Raw genomic sequence first — 24,005 nt, 5'->3', positions numbered from 1 at the left:
TATATGAGGTGAATATGAGTAAAAAGCAAACACCTATGATGGAGCAGTATTTAGATATTAAATCTAGATACTCTGAAGAATTATTGTTCTTTCGATTAGGTGATTTTTATGAATTATTTAATGAGGATGCTTTAGTCGCATCACGTGAACTTAATATTACCTTAACAGGTCGTCCTACAGGAGATGAGGAACGCACACCGATGTGTGGCGTTCCTTTTCATGCGGCTGAAAGCTACATAGAAACGCTTGTAAAAAAAGGATATAAAGTTGCTATCTGTGAACAACTAGAAGATCCTAAAGCAGTTAAAGGCATTGTTAAGCGCGATGTCATTAAAGTTGTTACTCCTGGTACAGTGATGACAGAAAATGGTAACGATGCACGGTCAAATAACTTTTTATCATTATTTTATATGGTAAAAGATACGTGGATTCTTGTGTTTTCTGATGTATCTACAGGGGAAGTTATTTGGCACCGCATTACTGATTGTGAAAAACGCAGTGATATGTACGATGCACTCAGCATGTATAGACCAAGTGAAATCATATTGCCTGAAGGAACGATATTACCGCAAGATATTCAGGATTTTATTGAAAATCAATTTAGTAATGTCGTATTTTCTCCTTTTTCTACATACTATACACAACGTGAAGTAGCTGAAAAAGCTGTAACTCATTTCGGTGATTTAGGCCTTATGGAAGAGGATGTATGGGAAGCATTAGGTTATATGCTTTTATATTTAGAGGATATCATTAAATCTGAAATTTCTCATATCAACTATGTACATCAATTAAGTGTAGGTAATCGCCTTATTCTTGATACATCTTCTTTGCGGCACCTTGAAATTACTCATAATTTACGCGATGGTGGACAAAAAGGTACTTTACTGGATGTACTAGATCGTACGTTGACACCAATGGGGGCACGCCTTTTAAAACAATGGCTTGAAAGTCCATTAACTGATATAAATCAAATACAACGTCGTCAAGCAGCCGTTTCAGAACTTATTACACTCGGTGCTGAACGTTCTCATATTCGTAACTTTTTAGATTGTATTTACGATTTTGAACGCATCGTTGGTCGTGTTGAAACCGGATCTGTGTCTCCCAGAGATTTAACGGCTCTTCGTGAGTCATTAGCAGTTCTACCTGATATTAAGAATGTATTAGGTACATGTTCAAGTCTAGCTTTAACATCTATTAATGAGCGCATGCAAGATCATAAAGATATTTATGACTTATTATGTCGAGCTATTGCAGAGCAACCAGCGTTGACATTAAAAGACGGTCGTGTTATTAAAGATGGATTTAATGCTGATTTAGATGAGCTACGTTCTTTAGCGACTAATAGCGAGCAATGGCTTGCTAAGATGGAAGCGGATATTAAAGAAGCTACAGGGCTTTCAAAAATTAAGACTGGTTATAATAAAGTGTTTGGCTACTATTTCGAGGTATCCCATAGTAAATCAGAACAAGTACCAGACTATTTCATACGAAAACAAACCCTGGCCAATGCTGAACGCTATATTACGCCTGAGTTAAAAGAGTTTGAAATTAAAATTCTCAGCGCAAAAGATAAAATCATCGCTTTAGAGCACGAACTATATCAACAATTGCGTAATGATATTAAACTCGTTATCAAAGATGTGCAAGAAACGGCTCGTGCTCTTGCAGACCTTGATGTATTATGCTCATTAGCATTAGTTGGATACGAAGAAAACTATATTTGTCCAACTATTGTGATGAATGGTCAAATCAATATTCGTGATGGTCGTCATCCAGTTATTGAAAAGTTTTTAAAACGAGAGGTATTTGTACCAAATGATATCGTTCTAAATCATGATGATGAGGAATTCTTACTCATTACAGGCCCTAATATGGCAGGTAAATCTACTTACATGCGTCAAGCGGCTATCTTAATGATTATGGCACAGATTGGTTCCTTTATCCCTGCTCGTGAGGCATCTATCTCACCTGTGGATCGTATTTTTACACGTGTCGGTGCTAGCGACGATATTTCTACTGGTCAAAGCACGTTCATGGTAGAAATGAAAGAGGTAGCGTATATTTTAGAAAATGCTACCCATAATAGTTTAATTATTCTCGATGAAATTGGTCGGGGTACGAGTACCTTTGATGGTTTGAGTATCGCACAAGCCGTAGTGGAACATATTTGTAAGCATATTCATAGCAAGACTTTATTTGCAACGCACTACCATGAATTGATTTGCTTAGAAGAAAGCTATAGTAAATTAAAAAATTATACCGTTGCAGTTAAAGAAAAAGGGAAAGATGTTGCTTTCTTGCGTCGTATCATTAAAGGTGGTGCAGATCGCAGTTATGGTATCCATGTTGCCAGACTGGCGGGCCTACCTAACTCTGTATTAAAACGAGCTGAAGTGATTTTAGAATCCTTGGAAGATCAAAGTCATGATGCAAGTGACTTAAATAATCGAGTTATGGGTGCTCAACTTACTAATGTGGCAAAACCAGCGGTTAAGCAAGTTAGTGATTCTCCACTAGGCAATTTATTTAGCCATTCCGTAGTAGATAGCTTACTGGAAGTCGATGTAATGAGCATGACTCCAATTGAAGCATTAAATAAATTATATGAACTACAAGAGGAGGCTCGTAAAGGAGGCGGGAAATAATGGCAACCATTCACGTATTGGATGAAACGACAATCAATAAGATAGCTGCCGGTGAAGTCGTTGAACGTCCCGCATCAGTTATTAAAGAGCTCATTGAAAACTCTATTGATGCGTCTGCCACTAATATTGAGGTTGAAATTGGTGAAGGCGGTGTGGCCTATATGCGGATTACTGATAATGGTATCGGTATGACGGAGGAAGATGCTCGTTTGGCGATTCTACGTCATGCAACCTCTAAAATTCAACAAGTAGAGGACCTCTTTGATATTGCGTCCCTAGGCTTCCGTGGGGAGGCTTTGGCTAGTATTGCCTCTGTATCTCATTTCTCTTTGACTACTCGTAAAGCAGACTCTGATTTGGGGACTCGTATTACTGTTGATGGCGGCACTTTTACCGATTGCATTCCTTATGGTGCGGCACCTGGTACAACTATCGAAATTAAAGATTTATTTTATAATACGCCGGCTCGTCGTAAATTCTTAAAAACGGAGCGTACAGAAGCCTCTAAAATTCAAGATATTGTAGGGAAATTAGCTCTAAGTAATCCACATATTTCTTTTAAGCTTATCATAGATGATCGGGTAGCTATTATCACACCAGGAAATGGCGATATTAGTGATACTGTAGCTGCGCTATATGGATATAAAACCAAAGATGATATTTTTACTGTTGCTTATGAAAGTGATTCTATCTATATCGATGGCGTAGTGAGTAAGCCCACACTTCTTAAAAGTACAAGGATATGGCAGACCATTATCGTCAATAATCGCGTGATTTCTGATAAAACCATAATGAAGGCTATCGATAATGCATACCATGCACTATTGCCGAAAAATGGTCATCCTTTAGTGGTACTAAATATTACTGTGCCTGCGAGAATGGTTGATATAAACGTACATCCTCGCAAGAGTGAAGTTAAATTCTCAGATGATAAGATTATATTTAAAGCCGTATATCACGGTATCTTAAATGCTTTAAATAATCCACTCCATGAGAGATACGAACGAGAGTCATCATCTTATATGACTGGTACAGTTGCTAACATATCCGATAAATATGGTAATGATATTGCTAGTAATAGTAATAGTGATATTAAGAAGTTTAGTTCTAATAGTACATCCTTAGCTGGTAATACTACTTATGATTCTTATCAAGTACCTACTGTTGTACACGATTCAATGCAGTCTGCTGAACATATAGCAACAGCTATAGATTATGATAAGGTTTTTGGTGGACGCCGTACAAAAGGCTATGAAGTCATGCGCGGTGAAACTTCGCAGTTTGTGGAAAACCTTAAAACAAAGGGGTATACACCACCTGCACCTAAGGCTACTTATGAACAATCCTCTTTTGTAGATAAAAGTTTTGAAGCTGTTCCTACTGCTTACACTAGTTATACTTCGGAAGATGTAGAGAAGTTTAAATCCTTGTCTCACGATATTCGTAACGAAGAGATAGAAGATCGTACAATTCAAAACTCGGGCTTTTTACCAATGGGTCAAGTTGCATCTTGTTATATATTAGCTAAAAAAGGTGATGATCTATATATCATAGATCAACATGCTGCACATGAGCGTGTGCGTTATGATAAGTTGTGTAAGTCTTCTGAATCGATTCCTATGCAATCTATTTTGGTTCCTCAGTATAGTGAGGCCACAGATGATGAAATGAATTTAGTAGAGGAAGAACGAGAAACATTACTTGATCTTGGATTTGATGTAGAGTTAGGTGGTCCTACTAAGATAAAATTAGTAGGGGCTCCAGTAGATTTAGTAGAGTCAAAAGCATTTGAAATTCTGCAATATATATTCTCTTACTTACATGATCATCAACAGCCTACTAAGGCCCAATTACGACATGAAATGTTAGCTTATGCATCTTGTAGAGGGGCCATCAAGGCAGGTCATAATTTAAATATGTATCAAATGACTACCTTAATTGAGGACTTATTTAGTACCGAAAAACCATATGTATGTCCTCATGGTCGTCCTACGATTATCAAATTTACACCTGATGAATTAGGTAAATTATTCTTACGGTCTTAATATGAATATATTAACTACAGCTCAAAAATCTAATGAGGCCATTCAAGAGGAAGCCAAAGCTTTGGCTTCCTCTATGCATATGGCCTATATAAAAAGAGGAAAATTATCTATACCAGCATTATTTAATGCTCATCCATGTGATTTTATTGCTGTTCTTTCTGGTAATGGCTTAACTATTCATTTTCCTGATAATCAGCAACATAGCTTTCATTTATCCATGGCTCAATTACGTATACTACGTTTGCAACGTGGAGAAGGAGATTATTTAATTAATGCTGTTCAGAAAATACTAAGTACTAATGAAATAACTGATAAAGAAGAATTTTCGTTTCTTGATTGTACAATTGGTCTTGGTAGTGACAGTATCGTCGTGAGCTATGCTTTTCTTCAGGCTAAAATAAAAGGTCTAGAAGGTTCTTTACCTATATGGCTTGCTACATCTTATGGTTTAGCTCATTATTCGCATAATGTGAAAAGTGTGACGGACGCATTACGTCGTATTGAGGTAAGTTATGATACCTTTGAAAACTATGTACCTAATCTACCAGATGAAAGTATAGATATTATTTATTTTGATCCTATGTTTGAGGTCCCTGTAGAGGATAGTCCTCAATTTAAACCACTTCGTGGACATACTGTGGAAAGTCGTATTGATGATAAAATTATGGAGGAAGCTATGCGTGTTGCCTCTTATGGTGTTATCATTAAAGAACGACCATTTAGTTCTGTCTTTCAGAAATATCCACCTCACCAATGGGTGGGGGGAAAATATAGCCGTATAGGTTATGGAGTATATATGAAGGAGTTATTGTGAATCCCTTAATAACCATCGTTGGACCTACTGCGGTAGGCAAAACAGATCTTACCTTGGACTTAGCAGAACAGCTACATGCTGAGGTTATTTCTGGTGATGCTTACCAGGTTTATAAACAATTCAATATTGGTACCGCTAAACCATCGGTGGATGAACTTAATCGGGTGAAACATCATCTCATCGATATACTGGAACCCAATGATTCATATTCGGTATCTATTTTTCAAGATCAAGCTAAAGAAATAATTGCAAGATTAAAAGATAGAAATATTCTTCCTATTCTGTCTGGTGGTACAGGACTGTATGTCCAATCATTATTGGAGAACTACAACTTTAATGATGTTAAACCTGACGAATATTTGCGAGCAGAACTTGATGAGCTCTATAGTACAAAAGGTATTGAAGGCTTACGAGACTATGCTTTCACATTAGGTAAAGAGCATAATATAGAGATACAATATAGCGACAAACATCGTTTGTATCGAGCTATTGAGATATTGCATCATGGTGATGTAGATTCGTTGCGAAATCAGACAAAAGATGGTGTATCCTATAAAGGGCCTGTCATCGGTCTCATGAGAGATCGTGATAAATTATATGAACGTATCAATTTACGCGTTGATATGATGTTTGATGTGGGTTTAATTGAAGAGGTGGAACAACTCATAAAATCTGGAGTGAATCCAGATTGCCAAGCTTTTAAAGGTATTGGCTATAAAGAGGTTGTAGACTATATAAATGGCAATATAACATTAGATGAGTGTCGTGACTTAATTAAGAAGAATACACGTCACTTTGCTAAGCGCCAAATTACATGGTATAAACGTATGCCATATATAGAATGGATACATATTGATAGCAATACATCTAAAGATTTTATATTTAATAAAGCTATGGATTTAATCCGTAGAGAAGGATTAGCATGACATTAGAAGAAATACGTAGTAAAGCCCTAGAAATGGCTGAACCAGAATTTAAGAAATTTGAACCTATTGCATTGGCCAATACAAAAAAAGTATTAGAAGCCTTTAAGGAATGCCAAGTATCTGATTATCATTTCACTGGTACTACTGGTTATGGATATAACGACGTAGGGCGTGAGAAATTAGATGAAGTATTTGCCTATGTATTTAAAGGTGAAAAGGCTATCGTTCGTCCTCATTTTGTTTCTGGTACACATGCGTTAGCTACTACATTAATTTCTTTGATGGGAAATGGCTCTAAAGGGACAGAGTTTATCTATGCCGTAGGGGCTCCTTATGATACGATGCAATCTGTTATCGGTGCCGCTCGTGAAGTACGTGGTTCTTTAGTAGAAAAAGGCTTTACCTATACTGAGGTACCATTGAAAGATAATACTTATGATGTTGAAGCTATTGCTAACGCTGTTAACGATAATACGCGGGTAGTAGTCATTCAACGGTCTCGAGGCTATAGCACACGTGAACCTTTATCTATTGCAGATATTAAGGTTATTGTTGATGCTGTAAAAGCTAAAAATTCTAAAACGATTTGTTTCGTAGATAATTGTTACGGTGAATTTACAGAGCTGCAAGAACCATTAGAAGCTGGTGCTGATATTATGGCTGGCTCTCTCATTAAAAATGCAGGTGGCGGTTTAGCACCAACTGGTGGTTATATTGTTGGTAGAGAAAACCTTGTAGAGGATACAGCATATCAATTGACAGCTCCTGGACTTGGCGATCATATGGGTTCATATGCTCCTGGTTATCGCTTGTTCTTCCAAGGTTTATTTATGGCACCTCACGTAGTATTACAAGCTCTTAAAGGTGCTGTATATACGGCTGCTGTAGGTGAGTTACTAGGCTATGATGTATTCCCTAAGGTAAATGCTGATCGCTATGATTTGATTCAAGCCATTAATCTGAAAAATGGGGAAGAAATGGAGCATTTCTGTGTAGGTATGCAAGCCTATTCTCCTGTAGATGCTCACGTACATCCTATTCCTGGGGATATGCCTGGGTACGAAGATAAAATCATCATGGCTGGTGGTACCTTTGTACAAGGTTCCTCTATTGAACTCAGTGCCGATGGTCCTGTACGTCCACCGTATACAATTTTCATGCAGGGTGGCCTAGTGTTTGAACATTCCATGCTTGGTATTTTAGGAGCTGCTGAAGAACTATTAAAACATAGATAATATTTAGAATCTCTTTCTTTTGTGAAAGGGATTCTTTTTATTTCAAATCTTTTCAATATACCTATTTCTAGGCTATAATATAAGTTGCTATAATTTTATAGCAATACTACTCGGACTTTTACACCGAACTAGTGTTTTACACGTCAGGCTTTCACCCTGATTAGTTTTATGATCAAGAGATCATTAAAAGGAGAAAGTATGGAAAAAGTTATCGCTGTAGCTATGAGTGGCGGCGTAGACAGTTCTTTAACTGCTGCAATGCTATTAAAACAAGGCTATAAAGTATTTGGTATTACCCTATGGTTATGGGTGAGTGGTACGCCCTATGATGAGGTGCCTCTTGCCGTAACTGATGCTAAGAAGATGTGTGATTTTCTTGGTATCGAGCATCATGTTATCGATGCTCGTGATGTATTCTACGAAAACGTAGTAGATTACTTTGTAAAAGAATATGCCTATGGTCGTACGCCAAATCCTTGTGTATTTTGTAACAAGAACATCAAGTTTGACTTGATGCTCAATCGTGCTCTTGAATTAGGTGCCACACATATGGTAACTGGTCATTATGCACAAGTAAATTATAATGAAGAAACAGGTCTATATGAGTTACATAAAGGTGTTGATCCTACAAAAGACCAAAGTTATGTTATGTACAATATGAACCAACGTATTTTGAGTCATCTTATGTTCCCATTAGGTGGTCAATGTAAGACTGAAACACGTAAATTAGCTGCTGAATATGATTTGCCAGTCGCTAAAAAACCAGATAGCGTAGATATTTGTTTCTTGCCTCATGGGAACTATCAAAAGCTTGTGGTAGAAGAAATGAAGGGTAAGCCAGAGTCTGGTAATATCGTTACCGAAGATGGTGAGGTATTAGGTAAGCACAACGGCTTATTTAATTATACGATTGGTCAACGTAAAGGCCTTGGTATTGCTTATAAACACCCTTTATATGTTATTGGATTTAATGGGGATCGTAATGAGGTCATCGTGGGTCCTAATGAACGTCTCTTTACAAATCGTATGATTTGTAAGTTCTATAACTTCTTAGATGATACAATTCATAAGGAATTGAAGGCAGAAGGCAAAATTCGCTATGCAGCTAATCCTTCTTCTTGCACAGCACGTATTTTAGATGACGATACAATAGAGGTTATTTTTGAAGAACCACAACGGGCTATTACCCCAGGTCAGTCTGTAGCCTTTTATAATGGCACTCAATTATTGGGAGGTGCTGTTATCGATCGCGTATGTTAGAAAGGAGAATGCAAGTTCTTTGAACTTGTTTACATAGTATGTCAACGAAAAAGATTCGAAACTTCTGTATTATAGCCCATATTGACCATGGTAAATCAACCATTGCCGATAGATTAATTGAATATACTGGTACATTACAAAAACGTGAAATGGAGGCTCAAGTTTTGGACTCCATGGACCTTGAACGTGAACGAGGCATTACTATTAAAGCACAATCTGTTCGCATTTTGTATAAAGCTCAAGACGGTAAAGAATATATTTTGAATCTCATCGATACTCCAGGCCACGTCGATTTCAGCTATGAAGTATCTCGTTCTCTTGCAGCCTGTGAAGGGGCATTACTCGTAGTCGATGCTGCACAAGGTGTGGAAGCACAAACGTTGGCAAATGTATATCTCGCTTTAGAACATGATCTTGAAATCATTCCTGTTATTAACAAGATTGATTTGCCGTCAGCAGATCCTGATCGCGTTAAACAAGAAATTGAAGATATTATTGGTTTAGACGCATCTGATGCTGTATTATGCTCTGCCAAATCAGGTATCGGTATTCCTGATATTTTAGAAGCTATTGTAAATAAAGTTCCTGCACCACCAGATAAATCTGATGAGCCAACAAGAGCTTTGATTTTTGATAGCCGTTTTGACGCGTATAAAGGTGCTATTGCTTATGTCCGCGTAAAAGAAGGGTCTATAAAAGCAAAAGATACAATTCGCATGATGCATGATAAAAAGGACTTTGATGTTACAGAACTCGGTATTTTTACTCCCAATCTTGTACCTGTGCAAGAATTACAATGTGGCTCAGTAGGTTGTATTGCAGCTAGCATCAAAAATGTAAAAGATTGCCATGTAGGCGATACTGTAACATTAGCTAATAATCCTGCAACTGAGCCATTGCCTGGTTATCGTAAGGCTGTATCTATGGTGTACTGTGGCCTTTACCCAACAGAGTCTAAAGACTATGAAAACCTTCGAGATGCATTAGAAAAGTTACAGCTTAATGATGCTGCCTTAGAATATGAAGCAGAAACATCATTGGCATTGGGCTTTGGTTTCCGTTGTGGGTTTCTCGGCCTTTTGCATATGGACGTAATTCAAGAACGTTTAGAACGTGAATATAATTTGACACTTATTACGACGGCTCCATCTGTAAATTACAAAGTGTACAAAACAAATGGGGAAATGCTCGAAGTCGATAATCCTGCTAAATTACCACCTCCAACGGAAATTGATTACATTGAAGAGCCTTATGTAAAGGCTACAACAATTGTACCTAAAGATTTTGTTGGTACTATTATGGAGTTGTCCCAAGATAAACGCGGTGAATATCAATCTATGGAATATTTGGATGAAACACGAGTATCTGTCGTTTATCACTTGCCATTGAGTGAAATCATTTATGATTACTTTGATAAATTAAAATCCGCTACAAAAGGTTATGCATCCCTTGACTACGAATTGATTGGATATAAACAATCTCCAATGGTTAAGATGGATATTCTCTTAAATGGAGATCCTGTGGATGCATTGTCCATTATTGTACACAAAGACCGTGCAGCTGCACGTGGTCGTGCATTAGCTGAGAAATTGAAAGAATTGATTCCTCGTCAAATGTTTGAAATTCCTATTCAAGCGGCGGTAGGTACAAAAATTGTGGCTCGTGAAACTGTAAAAGCTTGGCGTAAGGATGTTTTGGCAAAATGTTACGGTGGCGATATCTCTCGTAAGCGTAAATTACTTGAAAAACAAAAAGCCGGTAAGAAACGTATGAAGTCTGTCGGTTCCGTAGAGATTCCACAAGAAGCATTCATGGCTATTCTCAAGGTTGAGGACTAATAAAATGAAAACAGATTCTGATATTCTGAATCTGTCTACACTGAGGGATATGGGGCTATATGTCCATATCCCTTTTTGTAAACAGAAATGTATGTATTGTGATTTTCCTGCTTACCAAAATTTACAAGATTATTACGAAACCTATGTATATGCTTTAGTTCAAGAAATCGATTTATGGGTCTCTGAACATCCAGAGTCAACATCTAAAGCTATTGATACAATTTATTTTGGTGGAGGTACGCCTACAGAATTATCGATTCAACATCTACAGATGATTCTTGATAAAATCAAAAACACTTTTACAATTACTGACGATTGTCATATGACTATTGAATCGAATCCTGGGGAAGTAAATTTACATTATTTAACGAAATTAGTTAAATTTGGTTTTAATCGTATTAGCTTTGGTGTTCAAACATTTGACGATAAGGCACTTACCATGCTTCATCGCAGTCACAACGGGGAACAGGCAAAACAAGCCGTTTATGATGCTAAAGAGGCGGGCTTTGCTGATATTAATATTGATTTGATTTATGGATTACCAAGACAATCCTTAGACGATATTAAACGTAATTTAGCAGTCGTAGAAGAGTTGCCTATTAATCATATTTCTACTTATGGATTACAAGTAGAAGTGGGGACCTATTTATATCATTTAGTTCAGAAAAATCTTATTTTCATTCCTAGTGAAAGTATAGATGAATCAATGTATGATACAATGATGGCTGGTTTAAAAGAATTGGGTTTTGAACGATATGAGATTTCAAATTTCGCCAAGGCTAATTCCTATAGTCGTCATAATTTAAAATATTGGCACTATATAGATTATTTAGGCTTTGGTGCTGGTGCTCATTCCTTCTATGACGGAGTACGCCGTAGTAATAATCGTAATGTAATGCCCTATATACAATCTGTTGACAGATATATTATGCCTACTATTGATACGGAGACGATTACTTTAGAGCGAGCTCAAGAGGATTTTTCCTTTTTAGCCCTTCGCACTAAATGGGGCCTTGATGAGCAAAAATTCGAAGATAAATTTGGCGTATCTGTCCATGATTTATTTGGTACTGCTTTAGATGATTTAGTTAGTAAAGGTCTATTAGAGTATCAAAATGGAAGTTATCATTTAACCGCTGAAGGTGCCAAGCATGGGAACTATGTATTTAGTCAATTTATTCGTGAGTAATTTCTCACAGTTTCTCAAAATCTAATATGTTAGTATAAATAGGATGATGGTGAATAAGCATGCTAGATTTGAGGAGGAGCGATGAAGACATCTGTAATATTACACGGTTTACATAATGAATTTACTTTAGATCAAATGAAAGCATGCATAGAACTTGCTGAAAAATATGGTGGATCCTTCCGTCATGTTGTAACAGGTATACAAATTACAGGTATTGAAAAAGATGATAAGGAGCAGTTTATTTCTGAATTGCCTGATGGCGTGACCACTGTTATTCATAGAGGTGTTAATTCCTTAATTGCTTGTGTAGGTAAAGGCCATTGTAAAAATGGACAAATGGAAACTAAAGAATTGGCTGATTATGTAGAGAGAAAACATTACGGCCGAAAAACCTCTCACAAGTGCAAAATCGGCATCAGTGGATGTGGACGTAACTGCCCAGATGCAATGGTAAAGGATATTGCCTTTATCGGTACATCTCAAGGTTTTATGTTGGCTGTTGGTGGTAATACAGGCATGAGACCTGAAGCAGGAAAAATTTTAGCAAGAAAACTAACTATTGAGCAATCTAAAAAAGCTGTAGATATTTTGATTGATTGGTATGCTAAATATGGTGAACCTCGTGAACGTATGGGGAAACTGTTAGAGCGTCTTGGCAATCCATTAGAAGGGGTAGAACTATAAATCAATTAGTACATTTTAGTTCTAATTGATTTATAGTTTATAGTCCGTAAATTCTTGGGCCAAAAAAGTATTTTAACTAAGAGTTTATTGACAACTAAATTATTATATATAAACACTTATACTATTTCAGGTTTTAATAATAGAAATTTTATTAGAACTACATATTCTAATCTTTAAATTTTGGGATATGTCATAAATGTAGATAGTATAAGTGTTTTCTTATTGTTGCACTTTGATTTTTTGACTAATTAATCAAAAATATTGATTTGTCTTTTTGACTAAATTGATATTATTTGACTTTTTTGGCATTTTTTAGCTTGACAATTTTTTTTAATATGGTAATATTATACATGCGATTAGCACTCAAAGTTAATGAGTGCTAACAAGAGGTGTCATTATGGATGAAAGAAAACAGCGCATCTTGCGAGTCATAATTGAAGACTATGTTAAGTCCGCAGAACCTGTAGGATCTCGAACAATTGCTAAAAATTATGATCTTGGCATCAGTCCTGCTACGGTGCGGAACGAAATGTCCGATTTAGAGGAATTAGGCTATTTAGAGCAACCTCATACATCGGCTGGACGTATTCCTTCAGCTAAGGGCTATCGCTTATATGTTGATTCTATGCTGAGTCGACAACCTGTTCCATTACAGGATGCTGAAAAAATTGAAATGTTATGGAAGCGTTCCAATGGATCAACGAGTGAACTCTTTCTAAATATGGCTAAACTACTTTCACAGGTAAGTCATAGCATGAGTTTATTCTTAGCACCAGCCCATGATAGAGCATTAATCAAATACATTCATGTATTACCGCTAGATAGTCATCAAGCCATTATGGTAGTTATTACTGAAACAGGAGCACTCGATAATGAGTTGATGTACTTTGGTGAAAGTGTTTCACCAGAGCTTTTACAAAGTCTAGCCATACAATTTAGCAATGCACTACAGAATGTAAGTATTGGTCATGTAACGGCTGAGGCTTTAGGATCTATATTGGTCCATATGGAAGGACCGCAGGGAATTTTATTAATCCTTTCGGAGACATTATTACGAGCTATTAATAAACGTAAGTTGTTCTATTCGGTAGGTACCACAGAGTTGTTAAATCAACCAGAGTTTAAGTCTGTTGAGAAGGTACAACCCTTGCTTTCCTTAGTGGAAGAACAAAATCAATTAGGACAGTTATTAAAAGATGATTCTCCAACACCTGTTAAGGTCAAGATTGGTATTGAGAATGAAACTGAAGCGCTACATTCAATGAGTGTGGTACAAGCTGATTTTACGAATCAAGATCAGCCTATCGGAACTCTTGCTATTCTTGGTCCAACGCGGATGGAATACGGACGTATCATCGGCATGTTGTCCCATATGAAACATATAATGGAAACTATGGTAAAAGAACAAAACAGAAAGGGCAAATAATGGCTGAAGAACAAGACATTAAACAAGAAACAGTGGAGGAAACAGAGGATACTACGAATGTAGAGGAACCAACTGTTGAAAAAACTGAAGAAGCTGTGGCTGATGCTGCTCAAGTGTTAGAAGAACTTAAAGCCGACTTTGATAATCGCTATAAACGGTTACAAGCGGACTTTGAAAATTTCAAACGTCGTACTAACCAGGAAAAAGAGCAACTTGCTGGATATGTAAAAGGGGATGTATTAACGGACCTTCTTCCTGTATTGGATAACTTTGAACGGGCCGTTCAAAGTCCTGCAGAAGGGGAAGCAAAAGTATTCCTCGATGGATTCATTATGATTCATCAAAATTTGATGGCTATGTTATCTAAACATGGTTTAGCTGTTATTGAAGCTATGGGTCAACCATTTGATCCAAATTTCCATCAAGCGATTATGCGTGTACCGTCAGATGAATATGAATCCGATACGGTGTGTGAAGTTTTGCAAACTGGCTATACTGTTGATGGTCGTTGTATACGTCCAGCAATGGTAAAAGTTGTTGAATAGATTATAAAGTTTTAGGAGGTATATATTATGGCAAAGGTAATTGGTATTGATTTAGGGACAACAAACTCTTGTGTTGCTGTTATGGAAGGCGGCGAACCTACGGTTATTACAAATCAAGAAGGTGCACGTACAACTCCTTCCGTTGTTGGGTTTGCAAAAAATGGAGAACGTTTAGTTGGTCAATTGGCTAAACGTCAAGCTGTATCTAACCCAGAAAATACAATCATTTCTATTAAACGTCACATGGGTACAGACTACAAAGTAACTGTAGAAGGTAAATCTTATACTCCTCAAGAAATTTCTGCAATGATTCTTCAAAAAATCAAAGCTGATGCAGAAGCTTACTTGGGCGAACCTGTAAAACAAGCTGTTATTACAGTTCCTGCATACTTTACAGATGCTCAACGTCAAGCTACAAAAGACGCAGGTGCCATTGCAGGTCTTGAAGTACTTCGTATCATCAACGAACCTACAGCAGCTGCTCTTGCATATGGTGTAGATAAAGATGAAGATGGTAAAGTTCTTGTATTTGACCTTGGTGGTGGTACATTCGACGTATCTATCCTTGAACTTGGTGACGGTGTATTTGAAGTATTAGCAACATCTGGTAATAACCACCTTGGTGGGGATGACTTCGACCAACGCATTATGAACTACCTTATTGAAGAGTTCAAAAAAGAAACTGGTATCGATTTATCCAATGATAAATTAGCTGATCAACGTTTAAAAGAAGCTGCTGAAAAAGCAAAAATTGAATTGTCTGGCGTAGCTAGCACAAATATCAACTTGCCATTTATCACAGCTGATGCTACTGGTCCTAAACATTTGGATGTAACATTGACTCGTGCTAAATTTGAAGAATTAACTGCTGATTTGGTACAAGCTACTATAGAACCTACTCGTAAAGCTATGAGTGATGCTGGTTTATCTGCATCCGATATCGATAAAGTATTGTTAGTTGGTGGTTCTAGTCGTATCCCAGCTGTACAAGAAGCTATTAAAAAAGTATTGGGTAAGGAACCAACAAAAAACGTTAACCCTGATGAATGTGTAGCTATCGGTGCTGCTATTCAAGGTGGCGTATTAGTAGGTGAAGTAAAAGACGTATTGTTACTTGACGTAACTCCATTGTCTCTTGGTATCGAAACAATGGGCGGTGTATTCACACGTATTATTGATCGTAATACTACAATTCCTACATCTAAATCTCAAGTATTCTCCACTGCAGCAGATAATCAACCATCTGTAGATATTCATGTATTGCAAGGTGAACGTGAGTTCGCAGCAGATAATAAAACATTGGGTCGTTTCAACTTGGATGGTATCCCAGCTGCTCCTCGTGGGGTTCCTCAAATCGAAGTAACATTTGACATCGATGCTAATGGTATCGTACATGTAAAAGCTAAAGATTTAGGTACTCAAAAGGAACAAAAGATTACTATTACTTCTTCTAGCGGCTTGAAAGAAGAAGAAATTGATCGCATGGTTAAAGAAGCTGAAGCTCATGCAGCGGAAGATAAAGCTAGAAAAGAAGAATTAGATATTAAAAATAATGCGGACTCCCTAGTATATCAAGCTGAGAAAGCATTGAAAGACCTTGAAGGTAAAGGCGACGCTTCTTTGATGAAAGAAGTAGAAGAAGCGAAAGATAAATTGAAAAAATCTATCGAAGCTGGCAATATCGAAGATATCAAAAAAGATAGTGAAGCTTTGGAACAACCATTACATAAATTAGCAGAACAAATGTATGCAGCAGCTCAACAAGCTCAACAAGCAGCTGGCGGTGCTGAACAAGGTCAACAACAAACAAAAGCTGATGACAATGTTGTTGATGCTGATTACACAGTAGTGGATGATGACAAGAAATAAGAAGGGTTGGTAACGAATGGCACGAGATTATTATGACATCCTAGGGGTTAGTAAAAATGCCTCTCAAGATGAAATCAAAAAAGCCTTCCGTAAAAAGGCACGCCAATACCACCCAGATGTAAATAAAGATAATCCAAAGGAAGCGGAAGCAAAGTTTAAAGAAGCTAACGAAGCTTATGAAGTCTTGTCTGATGAAACTAAAAAAGCTCAATATGACCAATTCGGCCACGACGCCTTCAAACAAGGAGGCGGCGCTGGTGCCGGTGGTTTCCAAGGCGGCTTTGGCGGTTTCGGTGGTCAAGCTGGAGGCTTTGGTGATATCTTTGGCGACATTTTTGGTGGCATGTTTGGTGGTGGACGCCAACAACAAGGCCCTCAAAAAGGTAATGACTTGCGTGAAGATATCGATATTTCCTTTGAAGATGCAGCCTTTGGTAAATCTATGGAAATTGAAGTGCATCGTCATGAAGAATGTGATCACTGTCATGGTACTGGTGGTGAACCAGGCTCTCGTGTCGATACTTGTCCAAACTGTCATGGTTCTGGTCAAGAAGCGGTTATTCAAAATACTCCATTTGGACGTATGCAGTCCGTTCGCACTTGTTCCCGCTGTCATGGTACGGGTAAAAGCATTGAAAAACCTTGCTCTAAATGCCGTGGTACTGGCGAAATGTTGGCTAAACGGAAGATTTCCATTAAAATTCCAGCTGGTGTAGATAGCGGATCTCGTTTACGTGTAGCCAATGAAGGGGAACCTGGTATTTTAGGCGGTCCTAAAGGGGATCTCTATGTATATATCTTTGTTCGTCCTCACAAGGAATTTGAACGAAATGGTAATGACGTTATTAGCCGTGTAAATATTAGCTTTGCTCAAGCTGCTCTTGGTGCGACTATACAAGTTAACACTTTAGATGGTAAAGTAGAGTTAAAGATTCCGGAAGGTACTCAAACGGGAACGGCATTCCGCGTAAAGGGCAAAGGTATACCATATTTGCGTAACCCTAACCAAAGGGGTGACCAACACATTGTGGTAACCGTCCAAACGCCTAAGAAGTTGACAGACACTCAACGTGAGCTATTGTTACGCTTTGCAAATGAAAGTAATGAAGATGTAAATAACTTACAAGTGAGCAAAAGTCTCTTTGAAAAAATCAAGGACTGTTTGACTAAATGAACAGCTCATGTGAAGGAATGGTTTGTTCCATCACATTCCCTATAAAGGAGCATATATGCAATGGATAGAAGTATCCATTGTCTGTGAAAGAGTAGCCACCGATGAGGTGACTACTCTTTTTGACGATTATGCAGACAATGGAATTATAGAAGAAGATGTTGAAAATCAGCCTAATTTAATAAAATTAACTATGTATGCTGATATATCACTCGATATGAATATGATTAAGGCGGATTTAGTAAAACGGCTTACTGAGGCCAATATCAAGGTTATATCAATAGATACAGATATTTTTGATGAGTCAACTTGGTTAAACTCTTGGCAACAGTATATTGAACCTACAGAAATTTTACCTAACTTAATCATTAAACCAGCATGGCAGGAATACAATAATGTAGATAATAAAATTATTATTGAAATTGATTCAGATATTTCCTTTGGTACCGGGTCTCATGAGACGACACGGACTTGTGCAGAGCTATTAAAATCCTATAGTAAATCTATGGATCTTGATACAGTTACTTGTTTGGATATTGGTACTGGCACAGGTATTCTTTTATTAGTAGCAGCCCATTTAGGTATTAAAAATTTAGTTGGTATAGATATAGAAGAGTATGCTGCAAATCAAGCTAGAATTAACTGTGAGAATAATCATGTATCTGCTGAAATCATTTGTGGTAATTTGGATAGTGATTTCAATGGTACTGCCCAATTAATTTTAGCTAATCTAACAGTGGATCCCCTTAAAATACTATTACCTCAAATTGGTAAGAAACTGGATGATAGGGGCATTTTGATTATTAGTGGCATTATTGATGATCGTTATGATGAAATCATGCCATATATTGAGGCTCATTGGCATATTATTGAGGAGCGCGTTGCAGGGCCTTGGCATACGTTTGCGCTAGAAAAACGATGAAAAAGATTTTTATTCCTACACCATTAGATGAAATAATAGAATTACCAAAAGATGTAACCCATCATGTACTACATGTATTTCGCCATAATATGGAGAAGCCTATAACTGTAACCGGCAGCGACAATCGTTGTGGTACATATCAAATTACAGCAGAAGTAGATGGTAAAGCTCAAGCAAAACTGATTGAATATGTAGAAGGAAATCTAGCATCGTATCGTACTATTCTAGTTCAATCATTATTAAAAGGTGAAAAGCTAGAATGGGTGTTACAAAAGGCGACGGAGTTAAATGTGGATACAATTTATCTTGTGCCCACAGCTAACTGCGTAGCTAAATATGATGAAAAAAAGCTTCAATCAAAAGTAAATCGTTGGGAAAAAATAATGCTAGAAGCAGCTCAACAATGTGGACGAAATCACTTGCCTACACTAGTAGTAGGAGAGACGCTTTTACAAGCATTAGACATTGAATCTGAGGCGTTGAAATTGGTAGCCTATGAAAATGAAGCAGGTCAGACTATCAAAGATGTACTTAAAACTTTACATTCCGATAAGTCTGTAACTGATGTTTTAATTTGTATAGGTCCTGAAGGGGGCTATCAAGAGAAGGAAATCAATGCTATTATAAAATATGGTGGAAAATCAGTATCGCTGGGAAATACAATTTTACGGGCTGAAACTGCTGCTATTGGATCGTTAGCGATGATTCGATATGAATTAGAATTATAAATTAAATAAGAATAGAGAGGTGCAATGAAAACCGTTGCTTTTACAACCTTAGGGTGTCGCGTAAACCAATATGATACAGATGCCATGAAAGGTTTATTTTTACAAAATAATTACGAAGCGGTAGACTTCGATGAAAAAGCTGATATATATGTAATTAATACCTGTTCTGTAACGAATATGGGGGAAAAGAAATCCCGTCAATTAATCCGCAAGGCAAAGCGTCAAAATGAAGATGCCTATGTTATTGTAACTGGTTGTTATGCTCAGCTTGATCCAGATGCGATTGCCGCTATAGATGGTGTTAATCTCGTTATTGGTACAAATAATCGCTCTAAAATTGTTGAATTAGTAGAGCAATTAGAATCTACAGAACGACAAATTAATGCTGTTCGGGATATCATGAAGGAATCTAACTTCGAGGAAATGCCGTTATATGGTAATGAATCTGACAAAGCTCGTGCGTTCATGAAAATTCAAGAAGGTTGTAATAACTATTGCGCCTTTTGTATCATTCCTTATACTCGAGGAAAATTAAAATCTCGTAAAGTTGATGATATTGTACAAGAGGCAAAACGTTTAGTAGATCATGGATTCCATGAAATCGTATTAACTGGTATACATTTGGGTAATTACGGTGTCGAATTACCAGGTCGTCCAACATTAGCTGATGTGGTAAAAGCTTTATTAGAGATTCCTAATTTATACCGCATTCGTTTCGGGTCCATTGAATCCGTAGAGGTTTCTGATGAGTTAGTAGAATTAATGGCTACCAATAAACGTGTTTGTCCTCATTTACATTTACCATTACAAGCTGGTTCTGATCATGTATTAAAGTTGATGAAACGCCATTATACATTACAAGAATATAAAGATTTAATTACAAGTTTACGTTCTCGTATTAAAGATTTATCAATTACAACTGATATTATTGCTGGTTTCCCTCAAGAAACTGATGAAGACTTCGAAGAAACATTGAATACAGTACGTGAAATTGGATTTACGCACATTCATGCCTTCCCATACTCCATTCGTGAGGGTACACCTGCAGCCACCATGGCGGATCAAGTACCAGAAGCTGTTAAGAAGACTCGTGTAGCACTTTTAAATGGCCTTAGCCAATCTGGTTATGAACGATACGCAAAATCTCGCATTGGTAAGCCTGGTGAGATTCTCATCGAAAAGGAAGAGAATGGATACTATATGGGCTTAACAAATGAATATATAAATGGTAAAGTTAAGTCTGATGGGACACGTAAAATTGGTGATCTCGTTGGTGGAACTGTTGTAGGTTTAGAAGATAATTATTTAATTATTGAGTAAGGAGTTAGATTATGAGTGACTGCATTTTTTGCAAAATTATCAATGGTGAAATTCCGTCTAAAAAAGTGTTAGAAAATGATAAATTCTATGCTTTTTATGATATTCAACCTGTAAAAAAAGTTCATGTATTAATCGTACCTAAAAATCACGTGTCTAATATTGCACATCTTAATGAAAAGAATGCAGATTATGTTGAAGGGTTACTGCCATTTGTTCGTGATGTAGCAAAAGAGCTTGGTATCTCTAAAGATGGATATCGTTTAATTTTTAATACTGGTGAAAAAGCAGGCCAAACTGTATTCCATATGCATGCACACCTTTTAGGTGGAGAAGAAATGGGCTGGCCAGAAGCCTAATTTTGAGTATTATGCATTCTTTTTATAATACTCATTAAAAAACCTATAAAATATACTTGAAAATATTGACAACATCTATACCTATACATATAATATTATATGTGCGTATGTAAATTATCAGCACTTCCCGAGATTATTTTTGGAGGGAGGGATATAGATGTCTGAAATCAAAGTCGGTAAAAACGAAACGCTTGAAAGTGCTCTTCGTCGATTCAAACGCTCCTGCCAAAAAGCGGGTGTTTTGTCTGAAGTAAGAAAACGCGAACACTATGAAAAACCAAGCGTAAAAAGAAAGAAAAAATCTGAAGCAGCAAGAAAACGCAAATTCAGAGCATAAGATGATTACCCTAATTCTGCCTTTTCATGGCTTTATGAAATCCAGAATTAGGGTTTCTTTATTATATACATAAGGAGGAAATATGAGTTTAAAAGATCAATTAAAGGAAGATATGAAAGCAGCTATGAAAGCTCGTGAAGAAGGTAAAACAGCGTTATCTGTAATTCGTATGGTCAATAGTGCCATAAAAAATACAGAAATCAATGACAAAATTGAGTTAGATGATGCTGGCATTCTTGGCATTTTAGCTAAGGAAATGAAAACTCGTCAAGATTCCTTAACAGAATTTGAAAAAGCGGGACGTGAGGACTTAATTAGTCATGTAAAAGAAGAAATGGCTGTATTGCAAAAATACTTACCAGAGCAATTGAAAGAAGATGAAATTCGTACAATTGTACAAGAAGCCATTGCTGCATGTGGTGATAATGTAAATATGGGCAATGTTATGAAACATGTAATGCCAAAAACAAAAGGGCGTGCAGATGGTAAGGTTGTCAATAATATTGTTAAAGAATTACTTGGATAATATATAGTAATATCAACGACCATTCTATATACAGTTATTGATTAAAGTTGATAGTATTGGATGTGTTAGATGTAACTTTAAAAGAATAATGAAATTCTATAGAAAGTTATTGACATATATTTTCAACATATGATAATATGAACTCAATAAAATAATTGGTCAACGAAGACTCCACTTTAGATATATAGATTTATATATTTATTTGTTGGAGTCTTTTTCTTTTGGAGGAACAAATATGTCGACAACTAACGAATTATTATATTACATTCCGGCGGGTCAATATGGGAAAGAAGGCGTTCTTGCATTATTAGAACAACATCCTGAAATCAAGTTCGTATCTCTTGTAGGTATTGACTTAGCAGGTAATGATACTGATGAAAAGATTCCTATGTCAGCATTCTTCGATGACTACGAATCTTTCTTTGAAGGTCGTGCTGTTCAAACAGATGGTTCCTCTGTAGTACTTACAAATATTGCTACATTAAATAATGCTCGTGTAGATATGTGGGGCGATCCAAGTGTAAACTGGTTTGTTGATTACAACTACGAAAATATTGATCCTGTTACAGGCTTACCAACTGGTACACTTCGTATTCCTGCATTCTTGATGCATAACTATCGCTATGTAGATTCTCGTTCTATTTTAAAACGCAGCTGCGACTATGTTCGTGCTGAATTATTGGCTTTGATTAAAGAACATGGCTTACCTGGTATGCCGCATGTGAAAGCTGATGAAGTTGTAGATATCATTTTCACATCTGCAACAGAACTAGAATTCTGGGTAAAAACTCCATCTAGAACAGTTACAAAAAAAGAATTATCCGTATCCCAAAAATTACAAGAACAATACTGGCAACGTACTCATGGTACAGTTCGCACTGCATTAGAACAAGCTGTTGAACGTCTTGATAGATATGGTATGGTTGCTGAAATGGGTCATAAAGAAGTAGGTGGCGTTAAAGCTAAACTTGATGAAGATGGTCATGAAGCAGTTGTATTAGAACAATTAGAAATCGACTGGAAATTCTCAAATAATCCATTACAAACAGCAGATAATGAATTACAAGCTCGTATCATTGTTCGTGAAGTATTCCGTGAAAATGGTCTTGATGTAACATTTAATGCAAAACCAATAATTGGTGTAGCTGGTTCTGGTGAACATACTCATTTTGGTGTTATGGCTAAATTAAAATCTGGTAAAGTTGTTAACTTATTTAGCCCAGAAGATATGCGTAAAGAATCTGCTAGCTCTTTAGGCATTGGTGCAATTATGGGACTTTTAAAACACTATGAAGCCATTAATCCATTCATCAGCTCTACAACAGATTCTTTAAACCGTTTAAAACCTGGGTTTGAAGCGCCAGTATGTATTGTTACATCTTTAGGTACTGATCCATCTGAACCTAGCCGTAACCGTACAATCCTTTGCGGTTTAATTCGAGATATCGATAATCCTATGGCGACACGTTATGAATTGCGTTCTCCAAATCCTTACACCAATACATATACTGCTTTAGCATTGATCTTTATCTCTGCATTTGATGGTATGAAATATGCCATTACATCTGGTAAAACACAAGCTCAATTGGAAGCAGAGCTTTCCAAAGAAGTAGGTGAAACATCTGATTATCTTGCTACAAATCGTGCATACCGTACTGAAAAAGATGTGTTTGATGATTTCACACAAGAAGAACGTAATCAAATGTTTGGTGTTGCTCCAGCTACTGTATGGGAAAACATAAAGGGTTACCAAAATAATCCTGAATTAGTAGAAACATTGGCTCAAGGCAATGCATTTGCTAAAGATTTAATGGACTCCTTTATTGCGTCCATTCTTAAACGTTGGAAACTAGTATTGGCTAATCGCTTAATTCCAAATAATTTGGATACAGTTCGTAGCATGGTTGCAATTCATACTGATAGCCGAAATAGTGTAGATGATAAACGCTTTGCAGAAGTTAATGACTTACGTTTCTACCTTGCTAAAGATAGTGATGATCGTAAATCCTTATTCACTCGTTTAATTGATGCACTTAATGATGGTGAATATGATTTAGCATCCCAATTACAAATTGAAATGAATGATAAAATGGAAGAATTAGAAGCTAAGTACGCTAACTACGCTAAAAATATCTTCTAATAAAATCAATTTATTAATAAAAATGG

The 24,005-nt window shown here is 36.8% G+C and carries 20 protein-coding genes; all 20 read left to right on the top strand.

What is annotated here, in order from left to right; all coding sequences use genetic code 11:
• Positions 1-14: 14 nt before the first annotated feature.
• A complete protein-coding gene (gene mutS, locus PK1910_RS02870; RefSeq protein WP_331299389.1) occupies positions 15-2,648 on the top strand; it encodes a DNA mismatch repair protein MutS in 2,634 nt (877 codons plus the stop codon).
• Positions 2,648-4,693, top strand: a complete 2,046-nt coding sequence (mutL, locus tag PK1910_RS02865; protein WP_215675683.1) for a DNA mismatch repair endonuclease MutL — start codon at positions 2,648-2,650, stop codon at positions 4,691-4,693. Before mutS ends, mutL begins: the two co-directional genes overlap by 1 nt.
• Before the next feature lies 1 nt (position 4,694).
• Positions 4,695-5,507 carry a class I SAM-dependent methyltransferase gene (locus PK1910_RS02860; protein WP_024061694.1) on the top strand — a complete coding sequence of 271 codons (813 nt, stop codon included), beginning with the start codon at positions 4,695-4,697 and terminating at the stop codon, positions 5,505-5,507.
• A complete protein-coding gene (miaA, locus tag PK1910_RS02855; protein WP_060919776.1) occupies positions 5,504-6,433 on the top strand; it encodes a tRNA (adenosine(37)-N6)-dimethylallyltransferase MiaA in 930 nt (309 codons plus the stop codon). The genes PK1910_RS02860 and miaA overlap by 4 nt, the downstream gene beginning before the upstream one ends.
• Positions 6,430-7,668: a methionine gamma-lyase family protein gene (locus PK1910_RS02850; protein ID WP_287511214.1), complete on the top strand. Its 1,239-nt coding sequence runs from the start codon at positions 6,430-6,432 to the stop codon at positions 7,666-7,668. The genes miaA and PK1910_RS02850 overlap by 4 nt, the downstream gene beginning before the upstream one ends.
• A 198-nt stretch (positions 7,669-7,866) precedes the next feature.
• Positions 7,867-8,928: a tRNA 2-thiouridine(34) synthase MnmA gene (gene mnmA, locus PK1910_RS02845; protein WP_287511213.1), complete on the top strand. Its 1,062-nt coding sequence runs from the start codon at positions 7,867-7,869 to the stop codon at positions 8,926-8,928.
• A gap of 38 nt (positions 8,929-8,966) precedes the next feature.
• Entirely contained in the window at positions 8,967-10,766 is a 1,800-nt protein-coding gene (gene lepA, locus PK1910_RS02840; protein WP_287511211.1) for a translation elongation factor 4, read from the top strand.
• Between the two features lie 4 nt (positions 10,767-10,770).
• The gene (gene hemW, locus PK1910_RS02835) at positions 10,771-11,955 is read left to right on the top strand and encodes a radical SAM family heme chaperone HemW (protein ID WP_118091432.1); all 1,185 of its coding nucleotides are present in this window, start codon (positions 10,771-10,773) and stop codon (positions 11,953-11,955) included.
• Between the two features lie 81 nt (positions 11,956-12,036).
• A complete protein-coding gene (locus PK1910_RS02830; RefSeq protein WP_024061690.1) occupies positions 12,037-12,639 on the top strand; it encodes a nitrite/sulfite reductase domain-containing protein in 603 nt (200 codons plus the stop codon).
• 397 nt (positions 12,640-13,036) lie between these two features.
• A complete protein-coding gene (gene hrcA / locus PK1910_RS02825; RefSeq protein ID WP_101928258.1) occupies positions 13,037-14,065 on the top strand; it encodes a heat-inducible transcriptional repressor HrcA in 1,029 nt (342 codons plus the stop codon).
• Entirely contained in the window at positions 14,065-14,610 is a 546-nt protein-coding gene (gene grpE, locus PK1910_RS02820) for a nucleotide exchange factor GrpE (RefSeq protein ID WP_024061688.1), read from the top strand. The genes hrcA and grpE overlap by 1 nt, the downstream gene beginning before the upstream one ends.
• Positions 14,611-14,637: 27 nt before the next feature.
• Positions 14,638-16,479, top strand: a complete 1,842-nt coding sequence (gene dnaK / locus PK1910_RS02815) for a molecular chaperone DnaK (RefSeq protein ID WP_060919781.1) — start codon at positions 14,638-14,640, stop codon at positions 16,477-16,479.
• A gap of 16 nt (positions 16,480-16,495) precedes the next feature.
• Entirely contained in the window at positions 16,496-17,653 is a 1,158-nt protein-coding gene (dnaJ, locus tag PK1910_RS02810; protein ID WP_004695739.1) for a molecular chaperone DnaJ, read from the top strand.
• 55 nt (positions 17,654-17,708) lie between these two features.
• A complete protein-coding gene (locus tag PK1910_RS02805) occupies positions 17,709-18,572 on the top strand; it encodes a 50S ribosomal protein L11 methyltransferase (RefSeq protein WP_101928260.1) in 864 nt (287 codons plus the stop codon).
• Positions 18,569-19,300 carry an RsmE family RNA methyltransferase gene (locus PK1910_RS02800; RefSeq protein ID WP_004695742.1) on the top strand — a complete coding sequence of 244 codons (732 nt, stop codon included), beginning with the start codon at positions 18,569-18,571 and terminating at the stop codon, positions 19,298-19,300. The genes PK1910_RS02805 and PK1910_RS02800 overlap by 4 nt, the downstream gene beginning before the upstream one ends.
• Before the next feature lie 24 nt (positions 19,301-19,324).
• Positions 19,325-20,620, top strand: a complete 1,296-nt coding sequence (gene mtaB / locus PK1910_RS02795) for a tRNA (N(6)-L-threonylcarbamoyladenosine(37)-C(2))-methylthiotransferase MtaB (protein WP_004695745.1) — start codon at positions 19,325-19,327, stop codon at positions 20,618-20,620.
• 11 nt (positions 20,621-20,631) lie between these two features.
• On the top strand, positions 20,632-20,976 hold the full coding sequence (locus PK1910_RS02790; protein WP_004695748.1) for a histidine triad nucleotide-binding protein: 345 nt from the start codon (positions 20,632-20,634) through the stop codon (positions 20,974-20,976).
• A gap of 157 nt (positions 20,977-21,133) precedes the next feature.
• Complete coding sequence (gene rpsU, locus PK1910_RS02785) at positions 21,134-21,313, top strand: 30S ribosomal protein S21 (RefSeq protein WP_004695751.1); 180 nt, start codon at positions 21,134-21,136, stop codon at positions 21,311-21,313.
• A gap of 82 nt (positions 21,314-21,395) precedes the next feature.
• Positions 21,396-21,839 (top strand): GatB/YqeY domain-containing protein, encoded by a 444-nt coding sequence (locus PK1910_RS02780; protein ID WP_004695753.1) that lies wholly within the window; start codon positions 21,396-21,398, stop codon positions 21,837-21,839.
• 235 nt (positions 21,840-22,074) lie between these two features.
• Complete coding sequence (locus PK1910_RS02775; RefSeq protein ID WP_004695754.1) at positions 22,075-23,979, top strand: type I glutamate--ammonia ligase; 1,905 nt, start codon at positions 22,075-22,077, stop codon at positions 23,977-23,979.
• Positions 23,980-24,005: the final 26 nt, after the last annotated feature.

The organism is Veillonella parvula, assembly GCF_036456085.1.
Taxonomy (GTDB): domain Bacteria; phylum Bacillota; class Negativicutes; order Veillonellales; family Veillonellaceae; genus Veillonella; species Veillonella parvula_E.
The sequence above is the reverse complement of the archived record's forward strand: the minus strand, read 5'-3'. Positions and strand labels throughout refer to the sequence as shown.